This is a genomic window from Ruegeria sp. AM7 (assembly GCF_056535965.1).
The window spans coordinates 2,686,219-2,704,360 of record NZ_JBQFJE010000003.1 but is presented as its reverse complement, the minus strand read 5'-3'; the positions used below and the strand labels follow the sequence as shown (position 1 = coordinate 2,704,360).

General features: G+C 59.1%; 18 protein-coding genes. 12 read left to right on the top strand and 6 right to left on the bottom strand.

Annotated elements, in window-relative coordinates; genetic code table 11:
- Positions 1–161: 161 nt before the first annotated feature.
- From ACR3EG_RS17490 to ACR3EG_RS17465, 6 genes are all read left to right on the top strand, one after another.
- Positions 162–848, top strand: coding sequence for a response regulator transcription factor (locus tag ACR3EG_RS17490; protein ID WP_170355386.1), 687 nt, complete (start codon positions 162–164; stop codon positions 846–848).
- A gap of 223 nt (positions 849–1,071) precedes the next feature.
- Positions 1,072–2,064, top strand: coding sequence for an NAD(P)H-dependent flavin oxidoreductase (locus ACR3EG_RS17485; RefSeq protein WP_480497698.1), 993 nt, complete (start codon positions 1,072–1,074; stop codon positions 2,062–2,064).
- Between the two features lie 83 nt (positions 2,065–2,147).
- The gene (locus ACR3EG_RS17480; RefSeq protein WP_480497700.1) at positions 2,148–2,936 is read left to right on the top strand and encodes an exodeoxyribonuclease III; all 789 of its coding nucleotides are present in this window, start codon (positions 2,148–2,150) and stop codon (positions 2,934–2,936) included.
- Between the two features lie 76 nt (positions 2,937–3,012).
- Positions 3,013–3,930: a thioredoxin gene (gene trxA, locus ACR3EG_RS17475; RefSeq protein ID WP_480497702.1), complete on the top strand. Its 918-nt coding sequence runs from the start codon at positions 3,013–3,015 to the stop codon at positions 3,928–3,930.
- A gap of 27 nt (positions 3,931–3,957) precedes the next feature.
- On the top strand, positions 3,958–4,599 hold the full coding sequence (locus ACR3EG_RS17470) for an LON peptidase substrate-binding domain-containing protein (protein ID WP_170355382.1): 642 nt from the start codon (positions 3,958–3,960) through the stop codon (positions 4,597–4,599).
- Positions 4,596–4,775, top strand: coding sequence for a Trm112 family protein (locus ACR3EG_RS17465; RefSeq protein ID WP_170355381.1), 180 nt, complete (start codon positions 4,596–4,598; stop codon positions 4,773–4,775). The genes ACR3EG_RS17470 and ACR3EG_RS17465 overlap by 4 nt, the downstream gene beginning before the upstream one ends.
- Here the strand turns inward: ACR3EG_RS17465 and ACR3EG_RS17460 are convergent.
- Positions 4,772–5,998 carry an FAD-dependent monooxygenase gene (locus ACR3EG_RS17460; RefSeq protein WP_480497705.1) on the bottom strand — a complete coding sequence of 409 codons (1,227 nt, stop codon included), beginning with the start codon at positions 5,996–5,998 and terminating at the stop codon, positions 4,772–4,774. The two genes, ACR3EG_RS17465 and ACR3EG_RS17460, sit on opposite strands and share 4 nt — an antisense overlap.
- Positions 5,999–6,086: 88 nt before the next feature.
- Here ACR3EG_RS17460 and ACR3EG_RS17455 point away from each other — a divergent pair, with 88 nt between their 5' ends.
- The 4 genes from ACR3EG_RS17455 (at position 6,087) to ACR3EG_RS17440 (ending at position 12,253) form a co-directional block, all read left to right on the top strand.
- Entirely contained in the window at positions 6,087–7,415 is a 1,329-nt protein-coding gene (locus ACR3EG_RS17455) for an amidase (protein WP_480497707.1), read from the top strand.
- A gap of 108 nt (positions 7,416–7,523) precedes the next feature.
- A complete protein-coding gene (locus tag ACR3EG_RS17450; RefSeq protein ID WP_480497709.1) occupies positions 7,524–8,705 on the top strand; it encodes an aminotransferase class I/II-fold pyridoxal phosphate-dependent enzyme in 1,182 nt (393 codons plus the stop codon).
- 14 nt (positions 8,706–8,719) lie between these two features.
- Positions 8,720–11,617: a DNA translocase FtsK gene (locus ACR3EG_RS17445; RefSeq protein WP_480497711.1), complete on the top strand. Its 2,898-nt coding sequence runs from the start codon at positions 8,720–8,722 to the stop codon at positions 11,615–11,617.
- A 39-nt stretch (positions 11,618–11,656) separates the two neighbouring features.
- Positions 11,657–12,253 (top strand): outer membrane lipoprotein carrier protein LolA, encoded by a 597-nt coding sequence (locus ACR3EG_RS17440; protein ID WP_170355377.1) that lies wholly within the window; start codon positions 11,657–11,659, stop codon positions 12,251–12,253.
- A 12-nt stretch (positions 12,254–12,265) separates the two neighbouring features.
- Here the strand turns inward: ACR3EG_RS17440 and ACR3EG_RS17435 are convergent, their stop codons facing one another.
- Both ACR3EG_RS17435 and ACR3EG_RS17430 read right to left on the bottom strand, forming a co-directional pair.
- Positions 12,266–12,847 (bottom strand): transglycosylase SLT domain-containing protein, encoded by a 582-nt coding sequence (locus tag ACR3EG_RS17435; protein WP_353394036.1) that lies wholly within the window; start codon positions 12,845–12,847, stop codon positions 12,266–12,268.
- 60 nt (positions 12,848–12,907) lie between these two features.
- Positions 12,908–13,789, bottom strand: coding sequence for an AEC family transporter (locus tag ACR3EG_RS17430; protein ID WP_480497713.1), 882 nt, complete (start codon positions 13,787–13,789; stop codon positions 12,908–12,910).
- 80 nt (positions 13,790–13,869) lie between these two features.
- On the opposite strand from ACR3EG_RS17430, the gene hspQ reads away from it, so the two are divergent.
- Complete coding sequence (gene hspQ / locus ACR3EG_RS17425) at positions 13,870–14,196, top strand: heat shock protein HspQ (protein WP_170355374.1); 327 nt, start codon at positions 13,870–13,872, stop codon at positions 14,194–14,196.
- 22 nt (positions 14,197–14,218) lie between these two features.
- On the opposite strand, the gene ACR3EG_RS17420 is transcribed toward hspQ, so the two are convergent.
- The 3 genes from ACR3EG_RS17420 to ACR3EG_RS17410 form a co-directional block, all read right to left on the bottom strand.
- Complete coding sequence (locus ACR3EG_RS17420) at positions 14,219–15,796, bottom strand: gamma-glutamyltransferase family protein (protein ID WP_480497715.1); 1,578 nt, start codon at positions 15,794–15,796, stop codon at positions 14,219–14,221.
- A 209-nt stretch (positions 15,797–16,005) separates the two neighbouring features.
- On the bottom strand, positions 16,006–16,428 hold the full coding sequence (locus ACR3EG_RS17415; protein WP_247742605.1) for an ATP-binding protein: 423 nt from the start codon (positions 16,426–16,428) through the stop codon (positions 16,006–16,008).
- Between the two features lie 42 nt (positions 16,429–16,470).
- Positions 16,471–16,809 carry an STAS domain-containing protein gene (locus tag ACR3EG_RS17410; protein ID WP_170527408.1) on the bottom strand — a complete coding sequence of 113 codons (339 nt, stop codon included), beginning with the start codon at positions 16,807–16,809 and terminating at the stop codon, positions 16,471–16,473.
- Between the two features lie 102 nt (positions 16,810–16,911).
- Here ACR3EG_RS17410 and ACR3EG_RS17405 point away from each other — a divergent pair, with 102 nt between their 5' ends.
- Entirely contained in the window at positions 16,912–18,084 is a 1,173-nt protein-coding gene (locus tag ACR3EG_RS17405; RefSeq protein ID WP_480497717.1) for a thiolase family protein, read from the top strand.
- The last annotated feature ends 58 nt before the right edge of the window (positions 18,085–18,142 follow it).

Below are 18,142 nucleotides of genomic sequence, written 5' to 3'. Positions count from 1 at the left end.
GCATGTTACCCTATAACGGTCAAAAACTCCTCTAGCGCGATCTGAAAGAAATGTGAAACAATTCCTACTCGCCGGACACGAGGGCGTGAGACGATTGCAGCAAACCTTGTTGAACGCGTGTTCTACGCGCAAGTGTCCGAAAAGGCTTAGGAGGACCGGGAATGGCACAGCTTAAGAAAATCCTGTTGGTGGATGATGACGAGGATCTGCGCGAAGCGCTGAGTGAGCAACTCGTGATGACCGAAGACTTCGACGTGTTCGAAGCGTCAGATGGTGCCTCGGCAATGGAGCGCGCCCGCGAGGCGATTTACGATCTGGTGATTCTGGATGTTGGCTTGCCGGATACCGATGGACGCGAACTGTGCCGCCTGATGCGTAAGCAGGGCGTTAAAAGCCCGATCCTGATGCTGACCGGTCATGACAGCGACGCCGACACCATCCTGGGCCTGGATGCCGGTGCGAATGACTATGTTCCTAAGCCGTTCAAATTCCCGGTTCTTCTGGCCCGCATTCGCGCCCAGCTGCGTCAGCACGAACAATCCGAAGATGCCGTTTTTGTTCTGGGGCCGTACACCTTCAAGCCCGCGATGAAGATGCTGATCACCGAAGAAGATCGCAAAATCCGTCTGACCGAGAAAGAGACGAATATCCTCAAGTTCCTCTATCGTTCGGCTGATGGCGTCGTCGCGCGCGATGTGCTGTTGCATGAGGTCTGGGGATACAACGCAGGTGTCACCACCCATACGTTGGAAACCCACATCTATCGCCTGCGTCAAAAGATCGAGCCCGATCCGTCGAACGCGCGCCTTTTGGTCACAGAATCGGGCGGATATCGGTTGGTATCTTAACTTTGATGGTATGACGCAGATCAAAGTGATACTCTGAAGATATATTTAGGTTACTCCCAACCCGTGCATGTCCGGGTAATGACATGTACCTCCCTGTTGGACTGCCGGGCCTTTGGCCCGGCTTTTTTTGGCTCGGGCGCTGCCCCATAGTCTTGATCCAACTGCTTGACTTATCAGTGGTTCGCGGTGCCAATTCTGCCCAACGAATTGGGAGGCGTGAGACTTGGCAAACGAAATCTGCACTCTGTTGAATATTGAAAAACCCGTTCTGTCGGCCCCTATGGGTGGGGCCGCTGGACCTGAACTTGTTGCGGCTGTTTGTAATGCAGGCGGGTACGGAGTGATTCCCCTATGGGGTAAGCCTGCGGATCAGGTCTCGGAAGGGATAGATGCCGTGCGTGCGCTGACGGATCGCAATTTCGCCGTCAATCTGAACCTCGCCTTCCCGTACGAAGACCAGCTGCGGGTTTGTATCGACAAGCAGGTTCACGCCGTTTCGTTGTTCTGGGGGATGGAACCTTCGGCCATCTCGGACGCCAAGAAAGGCGGGCTGTGCGTCATGGTCAGTGTCGGTAACGCTGCCGAGGCAAAGGCCGCGCAGGATGCCGGAGCGGACATCATCGTTGCCCAAGGATGGGAAGCAGGTGGCCATGTCTGGGGGCAGGTCGCGACAATGGCGCTGATTCCGGCCGTCGTGGACGCGGTTTCGATTCCTGTTGTTGCCGCTGGCGGAATCGCCGACGGGCGCGGTATGGCGGCCGCGTTGATGTTGGGGGCTTCGGCGGTTTGGGTCGGTACTCGGTTTTTGGCCAGTGCCGAGGCAACGATACACGAAGACTATCGCCGCCGCGTGCTGAACGCGTCTGAGGCGCAGACCGAATGGTACACTGACCTGTATGATGTGAAGTGGCCGCAGGCACCACATCGCGCGTTAGCCAATTCTACCGCGCAAACGTGGAAAGAAGCAGGCTCGGCCGCTCCGGGGCATCGCCCGAACGAAGGCGAAATCATCGGTCAGCGCCCGGGTGGAGAGGACGTTGTCCGATACCAGAGCTATACGCCGTTGTCAGGGACAGAAGGGGATATCGAGGCGATGTCACTTTGGTCTGGGCAAGGTGTTGCAATGGTCCGTGACATCATGCCTGCCGCCCAAATCGTCGAGGAGCTTTTTACCGAAGCGCAAGCGCTTTTGAACTCCGCCCCTGCTCGATTATAGGCTGGGAAAGCGCTGCTTTTTCCGATGGTACCTTGTCTTCTACCGCGTTAACGTCGCGCGCAACCGCGATAAAGGAATCCCCCATGCCTTTCACTCTTGCCACCTGGAACATCAACTCGGTCCGCCTGCGCGAACCTATCGTGTTGAAATTGCTGCAGGAAGAGGCCCCTGATGTGCTGTGCCTGCAAGAGTGTAAATCCCCCGTCGAGAAAATCCCGACCGAAGGCTTTGCAGAACTGGGCTATACCCACATGGTTGCGCGCGGGCAAAAGGGCTATAACGGCGTCGCGATCCTGTCGCGTATCCCGATGGAGGAGGTCGGCGACAAGGACTTCGCCGGTCTCGGCCACGCCCGCCACATTGCCGCGCGGCTGGAAAACGGTGTGACCATCCAGAATTTTTATGTTCCTGCGGGCGGTGATGTGCCCGACCGCGAGGTGAATGAGAAGTTCGGGCAAAAGCTGGACTACCTGGCCGACATGCGCGACTGGTTCCGCGCTGACAAGCCCGAAAAATCCATTCTGGTCGGCGACCTGAACATCGCCCCGCGCGAAGATGACGTGTGGTCGCATAAACAACTGCTCAAAGTCGTCTCGCATACACCGATCGAAGTTGAGGCGCTGGCCGAGACACAGGATGCAGGTGGTTGGGTTGATGTCACCCGTCAGGATATCCCCGAAGGGCAGCTTTATAGCTGGTGGTCCTACCGCGCGCGCGATTGGGATGCGGCGGATAAGGGGCGACGTTTGGATCACGTCTGGGCGACACCCGATATCTCGAGCGCGGGGCATTCCAGCCGGGTCCTGCGCGACGCCCGCGGGTGGGAGAAACCCAGTGATCACGCCCCGGTTTTTGCCACTTTCGACCTGTAACAGCACAAATCTGCCCTTGGTTTCCGCGACGCGCGGCTGCATATAAGGCGCAAGTTTGAACCGGAGACGTATCGCCATGGACCTTCTGAACACTGCCACCGGCCCTGCCGCCACTGATCTGATCAAGGACGGGTCCGAGGCCACGTTTATGGCCGACGTCGTCGAAGCCTCGCAAGACGTGCCGGTCATTGTCGACTTTTGGGCCCCGTGGTGCGGCCCCTGCAAAACCTTGGGCCCGATGCTGGAAGAGGCCGTCACCGCCGCCAAGGGCGCGGTCAAGATGGTCAAGATCAATGTCGACGAGGCGCAGATGATCGCTGGTCAATTGCGCATTCAGTCGATCCCGACCGTCTATGCGTTTCACAAGGGCCAGCCTGTTGATGGTTTTCAGGGCGCGCTGCCGGGATCCGAGATCAAAGCGTTCATCGACCGCGTGATCGAAGCGGCGGGTGGCGAAAGCCCCGGTGGACAGTTGGACGAAGCCGTCGCCGCAGCCGAGGAAATGCTGGCCGAAGGCGCGGCCACGGATGCGGCCCAGACTTTTGCGGCCATTCTGGGCGAAGACCCCAACCACGCCGGTGCCTATGGCGGGCTGGTGCGCGCCCATATTGCTGCGGATGATCTGGAGCAGGCCGAAGCGATCCTGAACGGTGCTCCGGCCGAGATTTCCAGCGCGCCCGAATTGGAAGCTGCCCATGCGCAGTTGGAACTGGCCAAACAGGCCGCCGATGCTGGCCCCGTGGCCGAGCTGAAGGCGGCGGTTGAGGCCGACCCCGACAACCATCAGGCCCGGTTCGATCTGGCGCAGGCGCTGCATGCGAACGGCGATGTGGAAGAGGCCGTCGCGCAATTGCTGGACCTGTTCCGTCGTGATCGCGAATGGAATGAAGGCGCGGCCAAGGCGCAGCTCTTCACGATCTTTGATGCACTCAAGCCCAATGATCCGATTGTTCTGAACGGGCGGCGTAAGCTCAGCTCGATGATATTTGCCTAATTTCCGATCAGAGCTACACTCGGATACATGATGCATCCCGCCGATCTGCCGGAAACGGTTTCCGTATTCCCTCTGCCCGGGGCGCTGCTGCTGCCCCGCGCGCGCCTGCCGCTGCATATCTTCGAACCGCGCTATCTGCAGATGCTGGATGATGCGTTGAAAACACCGGAACGATTGATCGGGATGGTGCAACCCAACCCGTCTGCCAGCGACGACGCGCGTCTTCACCAGATCGGTTGCGCAGGCCGTGTGACGCAGTTTTCCGAGACCGAGGATGGGCGCTATCTGATCACGCTGTCCGGGGTCTCGCGGTTCCGCATCCGATCCGAGTTGGACGCTTTCACCCCCTATCGCCGCTGTGCCGTGTCGTGGGAGGGGTTCGACCGCGATCTGGGTAAAACCGAACAGGATGACGGGTTCAATCGTCCGCGTTTCCTGAACCTGTTGGAAAAGTTCTTTTCGTCGCAAAACCTATCGACGGATTGGGACACGTTGAAAGATGCGGATGATGAGCTGCTGGTGAATTCGCTGTCGATGCTGCTGGATTTCGACCCCGAAGAAAAACAGGCCCTGCTTGAGGCACCCTGTCTGCGCACCCGCCGCGAGACCTTGGTAACACTGATCGAATTCGCCATGCGCGGCGGATCGAACGAGGACCACTTACAATGACTGAACACGCGTTTGACCGCCACATGCTTGAGGCGCTGATCTGCCCGCAGACCCACACGACCCTGCATTATGACGCGGACAAGCAGGAACTGGTGTCGAAAGCCGCCGGCCTGGCCTTTCCGATCCGCAATGGCATTCCGGTGATGCTGGTCGATGAGGCGCGCGAGCTGGATTAAATCGCGCGGCCTTGCAGCAGTTTGGGCAGGTCTCCGGTCAACCCTGCGGCCTCGCGCACAAAGCCGCGCCGTAGGCCCGGCAGCGATCCAACAATCCCCATCCCGATATCGCGGCCCATCCGCAGCAGCGGATTATCATTGGAAAACAGCTTGTTGAACACATCCGTCGCCATTGCCAGAGAGGCCGTGTCGAACCTCCGCCATTCCTGAAAGCGCTCCAGCACCAGCACCGATCCGATATCCTCACCGCGTCGTCCGGCGAGCGTCAGAACTTCGGCCAATGCGCCCACATCGCGCAGACCAGCGTTCAGCCCTTGGCCTGCAATCGGGTGCATCCCGTGGGCGGCATCCCCGACCAGAGCCATGCGGTCACCGATGAAGGAGTTAGCGATGGTCAGGTTCAGCGGATAGGTGAACCGGTCTCCGGCGATGCGAATGTCGCCCAGAAAATCGCCGAACCGGGGGCGCAGGACTTGCAGATAGTCGGCCTCGGGCAGGGCATTGATGCGCTTGGCAGTGTCAGACCGTTCGCTCCAGACGATCGAGCTGCGATTGCCGGTCAACGGCAGGATCGCCAGCGGGCCGGGTGGCATGAAGAACTGATGCGCGATACCGTGATGGGGCAGGTCATGTTCAATCGCACAGACCAGCGCGGTTTGGCCGTAATCCCACCCCGTCCGTTTGATGCCCGCGCGCGCGGCGGTACCGCTGCGGCGGCCATCGCAGCCTACCAGCAGCCCACCCGAAACGGTCGCGCCATCATCCAGTGTCAGGGTCACACCGGTCGCGTCAGCCTCTTGCGCGACAACTGTGCGTCCGTTGATCTGCGTGATCCGGGTCTCCTCGGCCATGGCGTCCAGAAAGGCGCGGCGCAGGTGGCGGTCTTCGACCATAAAGCCCATCGGGCCCTCTTCGATCTCGGCATGGTCGAAATGCATGAAGAACGGAGAGGGACCCGCGCCCGCATGTCCATCCGTGACCTTAATCTCCAGCATGGGCTGGGCGTGATCGGCGACCTTGCCCCACATGCCCACAGCATCCAGCAGGCGTTGCGAGGCCAGCGCCAGTGCGTAGGCACGGCCGTCAAACGCCGCGTTCTTGCGGACTTTCTGGGCCAAACTGTCGATGATGGTGACGGAATGCCCCGTCTGTGCCAGCGCCAAAGCCAAAGCCGGGCCATTCAGGCCGCCGCCTACGATCAGGATATCGGTCTTGTGTTCCATGCCCCGCAATATGCGCCCCCTTTCGGGATTGTCCATGTGCGGTCCTGTCGCTACCGTCCCGTCAGCGGAATTTTCCAAGGGGGCAGGGATGCAGGACTGGTTGACCATGACGGCGTGTGATCTGGGGCGGGGGATCGGCATGGGCCAGATTGACCCGGTCGAGCTGACCGAGACCTATCTGACTGCCATCGACGCCCATCCCTACCGCGACCGCATCTATGCGCGCGTCACCCATGACCGCGCCCGGGCCGAGGCCAAGGCCGCGCAGGATCGCGCCGCGCTGGGCCTGCGCCGGTCACTGCTGGACGGGGTGCCGATCAGCTGGAAAGACCTGTTCGATACCGCGGGCACCGGGACCGAGGCCGGATCGGCCCTGCTGAAAGGCCGGGTGCCGCAGGCGGACGCGGTTGTCGTGCGCAACGCCACGGCCATGGGCACGGTCTGTCTGGGCAAAACCCATATGAGCGAGCTGGCCTTCTCGGGCCTGGGCCTGAACCCGATCACCGACACGCCGCCCTGCATTGATGATGTGGATGCGGTGCCGGGCGGGTCATCCTCGGGCGCGGCGGCCTCGGTCGCTTGGGGCTTGGCGGCTTGTGGGATTGGGTCCGACACCGGAGGCTCGGTTCGTATTCCGTCCGCATGGAACAATCTGGTGGGTCTGAAAACAACTGCAGGGCGGGTCAGCCTTGAAGGCACGGTGCCACTGTGCCTGCGCTTCGACACCGTGGGCCCGCTGGCCCGGTCGGTTGAGGACGCGGCGCATATGCTGGCCTTGTTGGAAGGCGGCACACCCGCCGATCTGCGTGGGGCCAGCCTGAAAGGCCGCCGCTTTGCTGATCTGCAAAACATCGCCAAGGATAAGCTGCGCGACACTCCTCGCGCCGCTTATGACAGCGCGCTGGAGCGTTTGCGCGATGCCGGGGCCGAGATCGTACCGCTGGAAGTGCACGAACTGGCGGATGCGATGGCGCTGTCCGGTGTGCTTTACACGACCGAGGCCTATGGCCTGTGGCGCGATGTGATCGAAGCCAACCCGGATGCGATGTATCCAGAAATCCTCGAGCGGTTCCGCACGGGCAAGAACGTCTCGGGTGCGGATTACATCGCGGCGTGGTCCAAGCTGAAGGCCTCTCGCGCTGCCTGGGATGCGGCCACATCCGGGTTTGATGCTGTTCTGGCCCCGACTGCTCCTATTCTACCGCCTAATCTGGATCGGTTGCTGACCGATCACGACTATTACGTCACTGAAAACCTGCTTGCTTTGCGCAACACGCGGATCGGCAACCTGATGGGTCTGGCCGCGCTGACCCTACCGACAGGAACACCGGGCTGCGGGTTGATGATGATGGGCTATCCTGGGTCCGAGGAAGCTCTGTTACGGATCGGATCAGCGGCCGAGGCGGCATTGGCCTGAATGCCACAATCCCCTGATTCGCCATCACTTTGGCTGGACGAAACGGGGTGTGATCTGTAACCTGCCTGAAAACGGGGCGATAATGATCCCGAACTTGAGGCAGTAGATATGAATTTCCCCGAGCGGTTTTCGAACCTACCGGAATACGCATTCCCGCGTCTGCGCACCCTGTTGGACCACCACCAGCCGGGCGGCGATGTGATTCACATGACCATCGGCGCGCCGATGCACGATTTCCCGGCTTGGGTGACGGATGTGATCGCTGAGAATGCCGCAGGATTTCAAGGGTATCCGCCCAACGAAGGCTCACCCGAGTTGCGCGGCGCGATCACCGACTGGATCGCGCGCCGCTATGGCGTGACGATGGACCCGGACACCAATGTGATGGCCCTGAACGGCACGCGCGAGGGGCTGTATAACGCCGCCATGGCGCTGTGCCCCGAGGAAAAGAATGGCCAGAAGCCGGTCGTCCTGTGCCCGAACCCGTTCTATCAGGTCTATATGGTGGCCTCGATCTCGGTCGCGGCGGACCCTGTTTTTGTATCGGCCACGGCCGCCACTGGACACCTGCCCGACTATGCAGGCCTGCCCGAGGATGTGCTGAACCGCACCGTCGCGGCCTATATCTGTTCACCCGCCAACCCTCAGGGCGCTGTGGCCTCGCGCGACTATTGGGCCGAACTGATCGGGTTGGCCGAGAAATACGATTTCCGCATCTTCGCCGATGAATGTTATTCCGAAATCTACCGCAACGAGGCACCGGTCGGCGCTCTGACCGTCGCGCAAGAGATGGGCGCAGACCCTGAACGTGTGGTGCTGTTCAACTCGCTCTCGAAGCGGTCGAACCTGGCCGGGCTGCGCTCGGGCCTGATTGCGGCTGGGCCAGATACGATCAAACGGGTCAAACAGCTGCGCAACTATGCCGGATCGCCACTGCCTTTGCCGTTGCAGGCCGCCGCTGCACGTGTTTGGGCGGACGAAGAGCATGTCATCCAGAACCGCGCGCTATATCAGGAAAAATACGCCATCGCGGATGAGGTTTTCGCGGGCGTGCAAGGCTACATGTCACCCGAGGCCGGGTTCTTTCTGTGGCTGCCGGTCGAAAATGGCGAAGAAACCGCATTGAAGCTGTGGCGTGAAACCGGGGTTCGGGTTTTGCCAGGCGCATATCTTTCCCAAGGCGATCCGGGGCAAAACCCGGGCGAGCAATTTATCCGGGCCGCTTTGGTGGCCCCAAAAACAGAGTTGCAGCACGGGCTGATCAAGCTGCGTGACTGCATCTATTCGTGAGGTACGAGGGCAAAATGGCATCATTGAACGCGCGCAACCGCGATCCATTGCTGGACAGTACAACGCAAGCCGCCATTGAACGGCGCAGCAAAGAGCTGATCGGGATTGCCTTGATCCTGCTGGGGTTGGCCGCGGCGGCTATGATCTGGTCCTACACGCCGGATGATCCGAACTGGATGGTCTCGACCGATGCGCCGGTGCAGAACTGGATGGGGCGGATTGGGGCCTCGATCGCCGCGCCCTTGTTCATGATCGTGGGCTGGGGCAGCTGGAGCATTGCCTTGGTCCTGATCGGCTGGGGCGTGCGCTTTGCCGGGCATTTTGGCGAGGATCGCGCGATTGCACGGCTGATCTTTGCGCCGATCTGGATTGCCGTCGTCTCGGTCTATGCAGCGACTTTGGTGCCGGATGAGGCTTGGCGCTCAACCCATAGTTTCGGCCTTGGAGGGCTGTTTGGCGACACCGTCATGGGCGCGTTTCTAACCCTGTTGCCGGTCGCATCGCATTTCATGGTCAAGCTGATGTCGCTGGCCATGGCGCTCGGGATGCTGGCGCTGGGCATTTTCGTCCTGGGTTTTACCAAGGAAGATGTGCGCAAAGGCTTCCGCGCCTTCCTGTTGGGCTTGGTGATGTCTTACGACACGCTGATGAACCTGCTGGGCCGCAGTGCGTCGGCAACCGCGCAGGCGGCTCGTGACCGCCGCGCGCAATGGGATGAGCGCAAAGCCGCGCGTGTCGAAGCCGCCGAAGCCGTGTTCGACGATGACTTGGCTTACGCCGATCCGCTGTTCGAAGAGCCTCCGCTGACTGCGGCCGAGCCCGTGAAATCGGGCTTGCTGTCGCGTATCCCCGATCTGATCCGCCGCCCGGACCCTATGCCTGAGCCCGAATTGATTGACCGCGAGCCTCTCGCCGATTTTGAAGAGATGCCGGGCGAAGACCGCATCCGGTCCAAGATTTCCGCCGCTGTGCGCAACCGCAAAGTCGCCGCGGGTGAGATGACGCCCGAGCCCGACCCCAACCTGCCGCTGACCAAGGGGCGGGGACGTGGGCCCGATCCGTTGATCCTGAACTCTGGCGCGGGTGAATTGCCGCCGGAACCGCCGATGACGTCGACTGGTTTGCCACCCGAGCCGATGCTGACGGCAGAACCAACCGAGTGGCAGGAACCTCTGCATCAGGATTTTGCGCCCGAGCCGGACTATGATGAGGCCGTGTTCGAGGATGAGCCGATGGTTGAACCCGAGCCCGCCCCTCAGTCGCGCCCGGCGATGAAAATCCCGGTGGCTGAACCGCGCAAACCGGTTGTCGCGCAACCTGTGCGTCGCGCGCCTCAGCCTTCGCGCCGCGCGCAGGCCGAAGCGCAGCCTGCGCTGTCGTTCGAGGACAAGCATTCCGATTTCGAATTGCCGCCTTTGGGCCTGCTGGCCAACCCCGCCAGCATTCAGCGCCATCACCTCAGCGATGAGGCGTTGGAGGAAAACGCCCGGATGCTGGAAAACGTGCTGGATGACTATGGCGTCAAGGGTGAGATCGTCAGTGTTCGCCCCGGTCCCGTTGTCACCATGTACGAACTAGAGCCCGCACCTGGTCTGAAAGCCAGCCGTGTGATCGGTTTGGCCGACGATATCGCACGCTCGATGTCGGCACTGTCCGCACGTGTTTCGACCTTGCCAGGGCGCTCGGTCATCGGCATCGAACTGCCCAACGAAAATCGCGAGATGGTGGTGCTGCGTGAAATCCTTGCCAGCCGTGATTTCGGCGACGGCAATCACGCGCTGCCGCTGGCGCTGGGTAAGGATATCGGCGGCGACTCTGTTGTGGCGAACTTGGCCAAGATGCCTCACCTGCTGATCGCGGGGACCACAGGGTCCGGTAAATCGGTGGCGATCAACACGATGATTCTGTCGCTGCTCTATAAGCTGACACCAGATGAATGCCGCCTGATCATGATCGACCCCAAGATGCTGGAACTATCGGTTTATGACGGCATCCCGCATCTGCTGTCCCCGGTTGTGACCGACCCAAAAAAGGCGGTTGTCGCCCTGAAATGGGTCGTGGGCGAGATGGAGGACCGCTATCGCAAAATGTCCAAGATGGGCGTGCGCAACATCGCGGGCTATAATGGCCGCGTGAAGGATGCGTTGGCCAAGGGCGAGATGTTCAGCCGCACGGTCCAAACGGGCTTTGACGACGAGACCGGAGAACCCACCTTCGAGACCGAAGAATTCGCACCCGAGGCGATGCCCTATATCGTCGTTATCGTCGACGAGATGGCCGACTTGATGATGGTCGCGGGCAAAGAGATCGAAGCGTGTATTCAACGTCTGGCGCAGATGGCGCGGGCCTCGGGTATTCACCTGATCATGGCGACGCAGCGGCCTTCGGTTGATGTGATCACCGGAACGATCAAGGCAAACTTCCCGACCCGGATCTCGTTCCAGGTGACCTCGAAAGTCGACAGCCGGACCATTTTGGGCGAGATGGGCGCCGAGCAACTGCTGGGGCAGGGCGACATGCTCTATATGGCGGGCGGGGCCAAGATCACCCGTTGCCACGGCCCGTTCGTGTCGGACGAAGAGGTCGAAGAAATCGTCAACCACCTGAAGCAGTTCGGCCCGCCCGATTACATGAGCGGTGTCGTCGACGGCCCGGCCGAAGAAAAGGCCGACAATATCGATGCAGTTCTTGGCCTGAATACCGGTGGCAACACCAATGGCGAGGATGCTTTGTACGATCAGGCGGTGGCGATTGTGATCAAGGATCGCAAATGCTCAACCTCGTATATCCAGCGGAAACTTGCCATCGGCTACAACAAGGCCGCCCGTCTGGTTGAGCAGATGGAGGACGAAGGTGTTGTTTCCGCAGCAAATCATGTCGGAAAGCGCGAAATCCTCGTCCCCGAGCAATAGGATATTTAATAACAAGGGCAAAGCGCCTATCTGTGCCTTATGAAACAGATTGCTTTTGCCCTTGCTTTGACATTGGCCGCACCCGCCGCGTGGGCTGCGGATAAGCTGCCATTGTCGCAGATATCGAACTATCTGAACGAGTTGAAAACCGTTCAGACCACCTTCACTCAGGTCAATGATGACGGGTCGCTCAGCACCGGTAAGCTGTGGATTGAACGGCCGGGCAAGATGCGGTTCGAATACGACCCGCCCAACAGCGCTGTTGTTCTGGCGCGGGCTGGGACGGTTCAGATTTTCGACCCAAAGTCCAATCAACCACCCGAGCAATACCCCTTGCGGCGCACACCGCTGTCATTGGTTCTGGCGCGGAATGTGAACTTGGCTCAGGCGAATATGGTGGTCGGGCACGACTTTGACGGTACGGCTACGGTCGTGACAGCGCAAGATCCCAAAAACCCGGATTCGGGCCGGATCGAACTGATGTTCACCGGGGATCCGGTAGAGCTGCGCAAATGGGTGATCCATGACAACGCAGGCAGCCAGACTACGGTCTTGCTAGGGCCGCTCGAGACGGGCGGGAACCTGGATAACAACCTCTTTTCGCGTCGGACCAGAAGCGGGTCAGGCAATCGCTGACCCACTGACCTTTTAGTAACGGCAGCCTGACAGTTGTGCCTGATACAGTTTGGCGCGCGCATCCACATCGTTGGCGACGTTCAACAGCCACGTTTTGCTGTAATGACTGCCGCGAGCATAGCCGGTATGGCCCTCGTGATACGCCAGATACTGGTTACGCGTGTCGTGCAGTTGGATGCCATTGCGATCTAGACTTTTGGTCATGTACCAGCCGATAAAGTCGGACGCATCTCGGATACGGTCCCGCTTGGCACGGCGTTTGCCGGTCTCGCGCTGGTATTCTTCCCACGTGCCGTCCAAAGCTTGGCTAAAGCCATAGGCGCTGCTTTGGCGGCCCATCGGGATGACACCCAGCACGTATTGGTGTGGAGTGCGCGCATCGTGCCGATAACGGCTTTCCTGATAGATTGTCGCCATCTGTACGTGAACTGGGACACCCCATTTCCGCTCTGTGGTTTTGAATGCCTTGATAAAGTCGGGCCGCTCGCGCGCAATGCTGCACGCGTCATTCAGCTTGCTGGGCGGCTGTTTCGAGCCGCCACTACAGGATGCCAAAAGCAGCACCCCGAAGAGTACGATAAGAATTCTGCTCATGTGCCTCGTGCCTTTTTTCTTTATTCTAGCGCAGATTGAGCGTTTTGGAAATCACAAAGGCTACAGCACAATAGCTAGAATTATGGGCATTGCGCCCACCGACAACACGGTCGAGACCATAACCATACCCGCTACTGCGTCCGCGTCGGCTTCGAAGCGTTCGGCCAGCAAGTAAGAGGTCACGGCCACGGGCGCGCACATTTGTAGCACCAGAACCCCGAATGCGACCGAATCCAAACCGAACGCCAGTGCGATACCCCAGCCAAGCGCGAAACAGACCGCCAGTTTCAACGCTGAAAGCCAGATAGCTTGCCCCAGTTTCCGGGTGGTCAGGCGCGCTATTGCGACGCCGACAGTGATCAGCATCATTGGAATAGCCATTTGCCCCAACAGATCCAGTGTATTGGTCAGGAACAGTGGCGTTTCCCACCCACGCCACAGAAACAGCGCGCCCAGCAAAGTGGCCCATACCATCGGTTCGCGTGCTACTTTGCCAAACGCGCCTTTGCCAGCAACCAGATAAATCCCGTAGGTAAAAGAGAAAAGTGCAGTGACGGCCAGAAAGATCACGGCAAATCCAAGCCCGGCCTGGCCAAAGGCAAAAATGCAAAGCGGTAGCCCCAAATTGCCCGTGTTTCCAAAGATGAGCGGTGCAAGATAGGTTCTACGATCCAGCCCGGAAAACCGCACAAATAAACCGAATGCGACAGCAAGTACCAGATGGCCAACAATGGCCGCCAGTGTGAACCGCGTCAGCTCGCCTGCGGGAATCTCAGTTTGCATAAGGGCAACAAAAATAAGGCTGGGTACTGCAAGCGTGACCGCCAAACGAGTCACGAATTCCAGTCGGTATTCGAATCCGAACCTGACCCACGCATAGCCGATTCCGGCTAAAAGAAAGACCGGAGCAACAATTTCAAACACTGTCAGTAAGAGGTTCACAGACTGTTTCCCTTAATTTCCGATCATTGATTGGCATTTCAGCGCATAAAAGAGTAGTAAGACCTTTGGGGGCTGAAGATATGCTGAAGACAAACGCCAAGTACCGTCTGGGTCAGGTGGTTCGCCACAAGAAACATCCCTTCCGAGGGGTCATTTTTGATGTGGATCCGGAATTCTCGAACACGGAAGAATGGTATCAAGCGATACCGGAAGACAGTCGTCCGCTCAGAGAACAACCGTTCTATCATTTGTTGGCCGAAAACGACCAATCTTTCTATGTTGCTTATGTTTCTGAACAAAATCTGGTTGCTGACCAGTCGGGCGAACCAGTGGAACATCCCGATATTCCCGACATGTTCGGTCCGTTCGAAAACGGTGCGTACCCTTTGCACTTTCACCTGAACTGATAACGGGGCAGCCGGCGCTTGGTCAGTAGCCAAGCGCGCAACCGTCTTTTCTGGGATCGCTTGCGCCTTCAAGCACACCGTCCTCTTTGATGAGGATTGCCTGAGCGCCGCCGAGCGGGGTTTCCGGAATTTCAACTTTGTGACCCATATCGCCTAATTGTTCAGCCACCTTGCGCGGAATTCCGCGCTCGAGTTTCAGTACGCCCCCATCAGCGAATGCGCGTGGCGCGTCGATGCTGGCCTGAAGGTCCAAACCGTGATCGGTGAGGTTCGACAACAGGCGCGCATGGCCGGTTGGCTGGAACGCTCCGCCCATCACGCCGAAGGGCATGGTGATCCGGTTGTCCTGCATGACCATGCCTGGAATGATGGTATGCATCGGGCGTTTGCCGCCGCCCATTTCGTTGGGGTGGCCCTGTTGCAGCGTGAACCCGGCGCCACGGTTTTGCAGCAAAATCCCATATTTCTCGGATGCGATGCCCGAGCCAAAACTGTGGAAGATCGAATAGATCAGTGACACTGCCATTCGGTCGCGATCGACGACGGTGATATAGATCGTATCTTTGTGAATTGCCTCAGTGACCGGTGCAGCAGCGGGCATCGCGCGATTGGGGTCGATTAACGCGGCTAAGCTGTCGGCAATACCCTGATCAGTGAACTTCTGAGCCTGTGCCATATGATCGGGGTCAGCAATGAACCGGTTGCGGGCGTCATAGGCCAATTTTGAGGCTTCAGCCTCAATATGAATACGCTCGACCCCGAACGGGTCCATACCGGACAGATCAAAGTTCTTCAGAATATTAAGCAGAAGAATCGCCGTGGCCCCCTGACCGTTGGGCGGATGTTCGAACAGTTCGGTGTCATGGTACCGGCCGCTCACCGGTTTCGTCTTGGAAAAGGCGGTCGACGCGAAGTCCGCTTCTGTATGTACACCGCCGCGGCTTGTCAGGGCATCGATCATGTCCTGCGCGATGTCACCAGTGTAAAATGCATTCCTGCCGTATTTGGCAATCTGCCGCAGCACTTGGGCCTGACCGGGCGCGCGAAAAACCTGCCCGATTTTGGGTGCGACCCCGTTGAACAGATAGTGGTCTCGTGCGGCGCCTTGCAGGTTGGATGCGCCCGATATCCAGTCAAATGCCACCCGCGGCGCGACCGGAACCCCGATTTCGGCATAGTGAACCGCGGGTCGTAGAATGGTTTCAAGCCCGAGTTTTCCCTCGGTTTCAGCCAAATGGCAAAATGCATCCACCGCACCGGGGATTGTCACAGCTTCGGGCGTGTTCAAGGGGACAGTCTCCAAACCCTTGGCGCGCAGGTCTTGCGCTTTGGCCGCAGCAGGCGCGCGACCTGATCCGTTCAAAGCCCGAACTGTGTTTTCGCCCGCGCGATTGAAAAGTACAAAGCAATCGCCGCCGATACCGGTCATTTGCGGCTCGCAAATTCCCAACAAGACCGCTCCTGCGATCGCGGCGTCCATCGCATTGCCGCCCTGCTGCAGCGTTTGCAACGCAACTTGGGCCGCCAAAGGATGTGACGTAGCACACATGCCTTCGGTTGCCAGAACCTGCGACCGGCCCGGTGTATGGAAATCGCGCATGGTGATGCTCCCGTGACTGAACGCGCCGAACGTATCGCGCGGGTTGGTATTGTCCAGTCAAATCAAGGGGAAGTTCCTCGGCACCGTTCACTGGGTGGGGGCTGTGACACTTGGCGCCGAGGGAAGCTATCTGAGCTACGAGTTAATTTTTGCTCTTTGTTTGCGGCGCGACAATGGTCTGATCTGGGCGTTATTGTGACATTTTCGGTCTAGCCCAAGCGTGGAAAGTCAAAGCGCAGGGACAGACGATTGCAGCCGTCCGCGTGTTCATAACGGATTTCGCTGGTCAATTCATGGATCAGAAACCAGCCAAACCCACCTTCGGGCAGATCATCCAGCGAGGAGCCAAGCGGGGCAGGGACCCCGTCAGGTACGCGAAACCCCGGCAGTGGGTTGCCTGTGTCCGAGATCAGGATCTCAAGCCAGTTTTCGTGCAATCGGCATCTGACCTTGACCTTTGCCGGTGTAATTCCCGCATATGCGTGTTCAACGACATTATTGATCGCCTCGGCCAGCGCTATCTTGACGTCGGCGGCTTTGTGTTGCGGCAGGCCCTGAGCTTCTAGGCAGGTGCTAATTCTGGCGATGCCAGTGCTGGCTTCAGCCTCGGTCGCGGCAAAGTTCAAATCCATGCAATTTTCGTCACACATGGCCATTGCGCCCATTCAGATCCGTCAGTCCGCCGCAGCCGTCAGCGCATCGTCCAATGTCGGGTACAGCTTGAACACCGTATCCATGCGCGTCAGCCGAAACACCTTTTCGACAAACGGGTGCAGCCCGGCCAGATCCAGACGTCTTTCGCTGCCGAGTTGCTTCATCGAGGCCACGATGGCCCCAAGCCCGCTGGAATCAATGAATTCGACATCCGTCAAATCCAGAACGACCCGTGGCGCCCCGCCTTGTGCCGTGCTTCGCATGTCTTCTTTGAACTGGATGGCCATCGCGGCATCAATCCGGTCGGAATGGACCGTAATGACCTGCGTTGTGTCAGTCGTTTTGCTGGTCAGGCTCATACGCGACTATCCTTCAAACTGAAAATAAATGGTAGAAATACGCTAGACGGCAAATCTTACCATTCGGTATCCAAAGGTAGGGAAGTTGAGAGGAGCATCCGTATGAAACAGGTCGTGATAGCAGGGGCTGCACGCACTCCGATGGGTGGATTTCAGGGGATGTTCGACGGGGTTGCCGCTGCCGAACTGGGCGGGGCCGCAATCCGTGCGGCGCTTGATGGCGCACAGGCCGACACAGTGGACGAGGTTCTGATGGGCTGCGTTTTACCGGCCGGTCAGGGTCAGGCGCCCGCGCGGCAGGCGGGCTTTGCTGCCGGGCTTGGCGAGGACGTTCCCGCCACCACACTGAACAAGATGTGCGGGTCGGGCATGAAGGCTGCGATGATTGCGTACGACCAAATCGCCTTGGGTCATTCCGACACGATGATTGCCGGCGGGATGGAGAGTATGACGAACGCACCTTATCTGCTGCCCAAGATGCGTGGCGGTGCTCGGATTGGTCATGGGCAGGTCGTAGACCACATGTTTCTGGATGGGCTCGAGGATGCCTATAACAAAGGCCGTTTGATGGGAACCTTCGCCGAGGATTGTGCCGAGGCGTATCAGTTCACGCGTGAAGAGCAGGATGAATACGCCTTGCGTTCGTTGTCCAACGCGCTGTCCGCGCAGGAAACCGGTGCTTTTGACGCCGAGATCACACCTGTCGTGACCCGCTCTCGTAAGGGAGAGATCACTCATTCGGCTGATGAACAACCGCAATCGGCGCGTCCGGAAAAAATTCCGACGCTAAAACCAGCATTTCGCAAAGACGGGACGGTAACGGCGGCAAATTCCTCCTCTATCTCGGACGGTGCTGCGGCTCTCGTTCTCGCGTCAACCGATGCCGCCGAGGCCCGCGGGCTTACCATACGCGCGCGCATTCTTGGCCATGCCAGCTTTGCTCAGGCACCGGGTTTGTTCACCACTGCTCCGGTTCCTGCGGCGCAGTCCTTGTTGACTAAAATCGGGTGGTCCAAGGACGATGTGGATCTGTGGGAAGTCAACGAAGCCTTTGCGGTCGTCCCCATGGCCTTCATGCGCGAGATGGGCCTGCCCCGTGACATCGTCAATGTCAACGGAGGGGCCTGTGCGCTAGGGCACCCAATCGGCGCTTCGGGCGCACGGATCATGGTCACGCTTTTGAATGCGTTGGAAAAGCGGAACCTCAAACGGGGTGTGGCGGCCATCTGCATTGGTGGCGGTGAAGGGACGGCGATCGCAATCGAACGAGTTTGACGCTTTGGCGTTTTCGGCATAGGTCGCTGCACAAAGCAAATTGATCCGGACCAGTGAC

Coding starts and splice junctions, on each gene's coding strand:
- ACR3EG_RS17405 (WP_480497717.1), top strand. CDS start 16,912: ATGAAACAGGTCGTGATAGCAGGGGCTGCACGCACTCCGATGGGTGGA.
- ACR3EG_RS17410 (WP_170527408.1), bottom strand. CDS start 16,809: ATGAGCCTGACCAGCAAAACGACTGACACAACGCAGGTCATTACGGTC.
- ACR3EG_RS17420 (WP_480497715.1), bottom strand. CDS start 15,796: ATGCGCGATTTCCATACACCGGGCCGGTCGCAGGTTCTGGCAACCGAA.
- ACR3EG_RS17470 (WP_170355382.1), top strand. CDS start 3,958: ATGATGCATCCCGCCGATCTGCCGGAAACGGTTTCCGTATTCCCTCTG.
- ACR3EG_RS17450 (WP_480497709.1), top strand. CDS start 7,524: ATGAATTTCCCCGAGCGGTTTTCGAACCTACCGGAATACGCATTCCCG.
- ACR3EG_RS17435 (WP_353394036.1), bottom strand. CDS start 12,847: ATGAGCAGAATTCTTATCGTACTCTTCGGGGTGCTGCTTTTGGCATCC.
- ACR3EG_RS17415 (WP_247742605.1), bottom strand. CDS start 16,428: ATGGATTTGAACTTTGCCGCGACCGAGGCTGAAGCCAGCACTGGCATC.
- ACR3EG_RS17480 (WP_480497700.1), top strand. CDS start 2,148: ATGCCTTTCACTCTTGCCACCTGGAACATCAACTCGGTCCGCCTGCGC.
- hspQ (WP_170355374.1), top strand. CDS start 13,870: ATGCTGAAGACAAACGCCAAGTACCGTCTGGGTCAGGTGGTTCGCCAC.
- ACR3EG_RS17490 (WP_170355386.1), top strand. CDS start 162: ATGGCACAGCTTAAGAAAATCCTGTTGGTGGATGATGACGAGGATCTG.
- ACR3EG_RS17465 (WP_170355381.1), top strand. CDS start 4,596: ATGACTGAACACGCGTTTGACCGCCACATGCTTGAGGCGCTGATCTGC.
- ACR3EG_RS17445 (WP_480497711.1), top strand. CDS start 8,720: ATGGCATCATTGAACGCGCGCAACCGCGATCCATTGCTGGACAGTACA.
- ACR3EG_RS17460 (WP_480497705.1), bottom strand. CDS start 5,998: ATGGAACACAAGACCGATATCCTGATCGTAGGCGGCGGCCTGAATGGC.
- ACR3EG_RS17440 (WP_170355377.1), top strand. CDS start 11,657: ATGAAACAGATTGCTTTTGCCCTTGCTTTGACATTGGCCGCACCCGCC.
- ACR3EG_RS17455 (WP_480497707.1), top strand. CDS start 6,087: ATGCAGGACTGGTTGACCATGACGGCGTGTGATCTGGGGCGGGGGATC.
- trxA (WP_480497702.1), top strand. CDS start 3,013: ATGGACCTTCTGAACACTGCCACCGGCCCTGCCGCCACTGATCTGATC.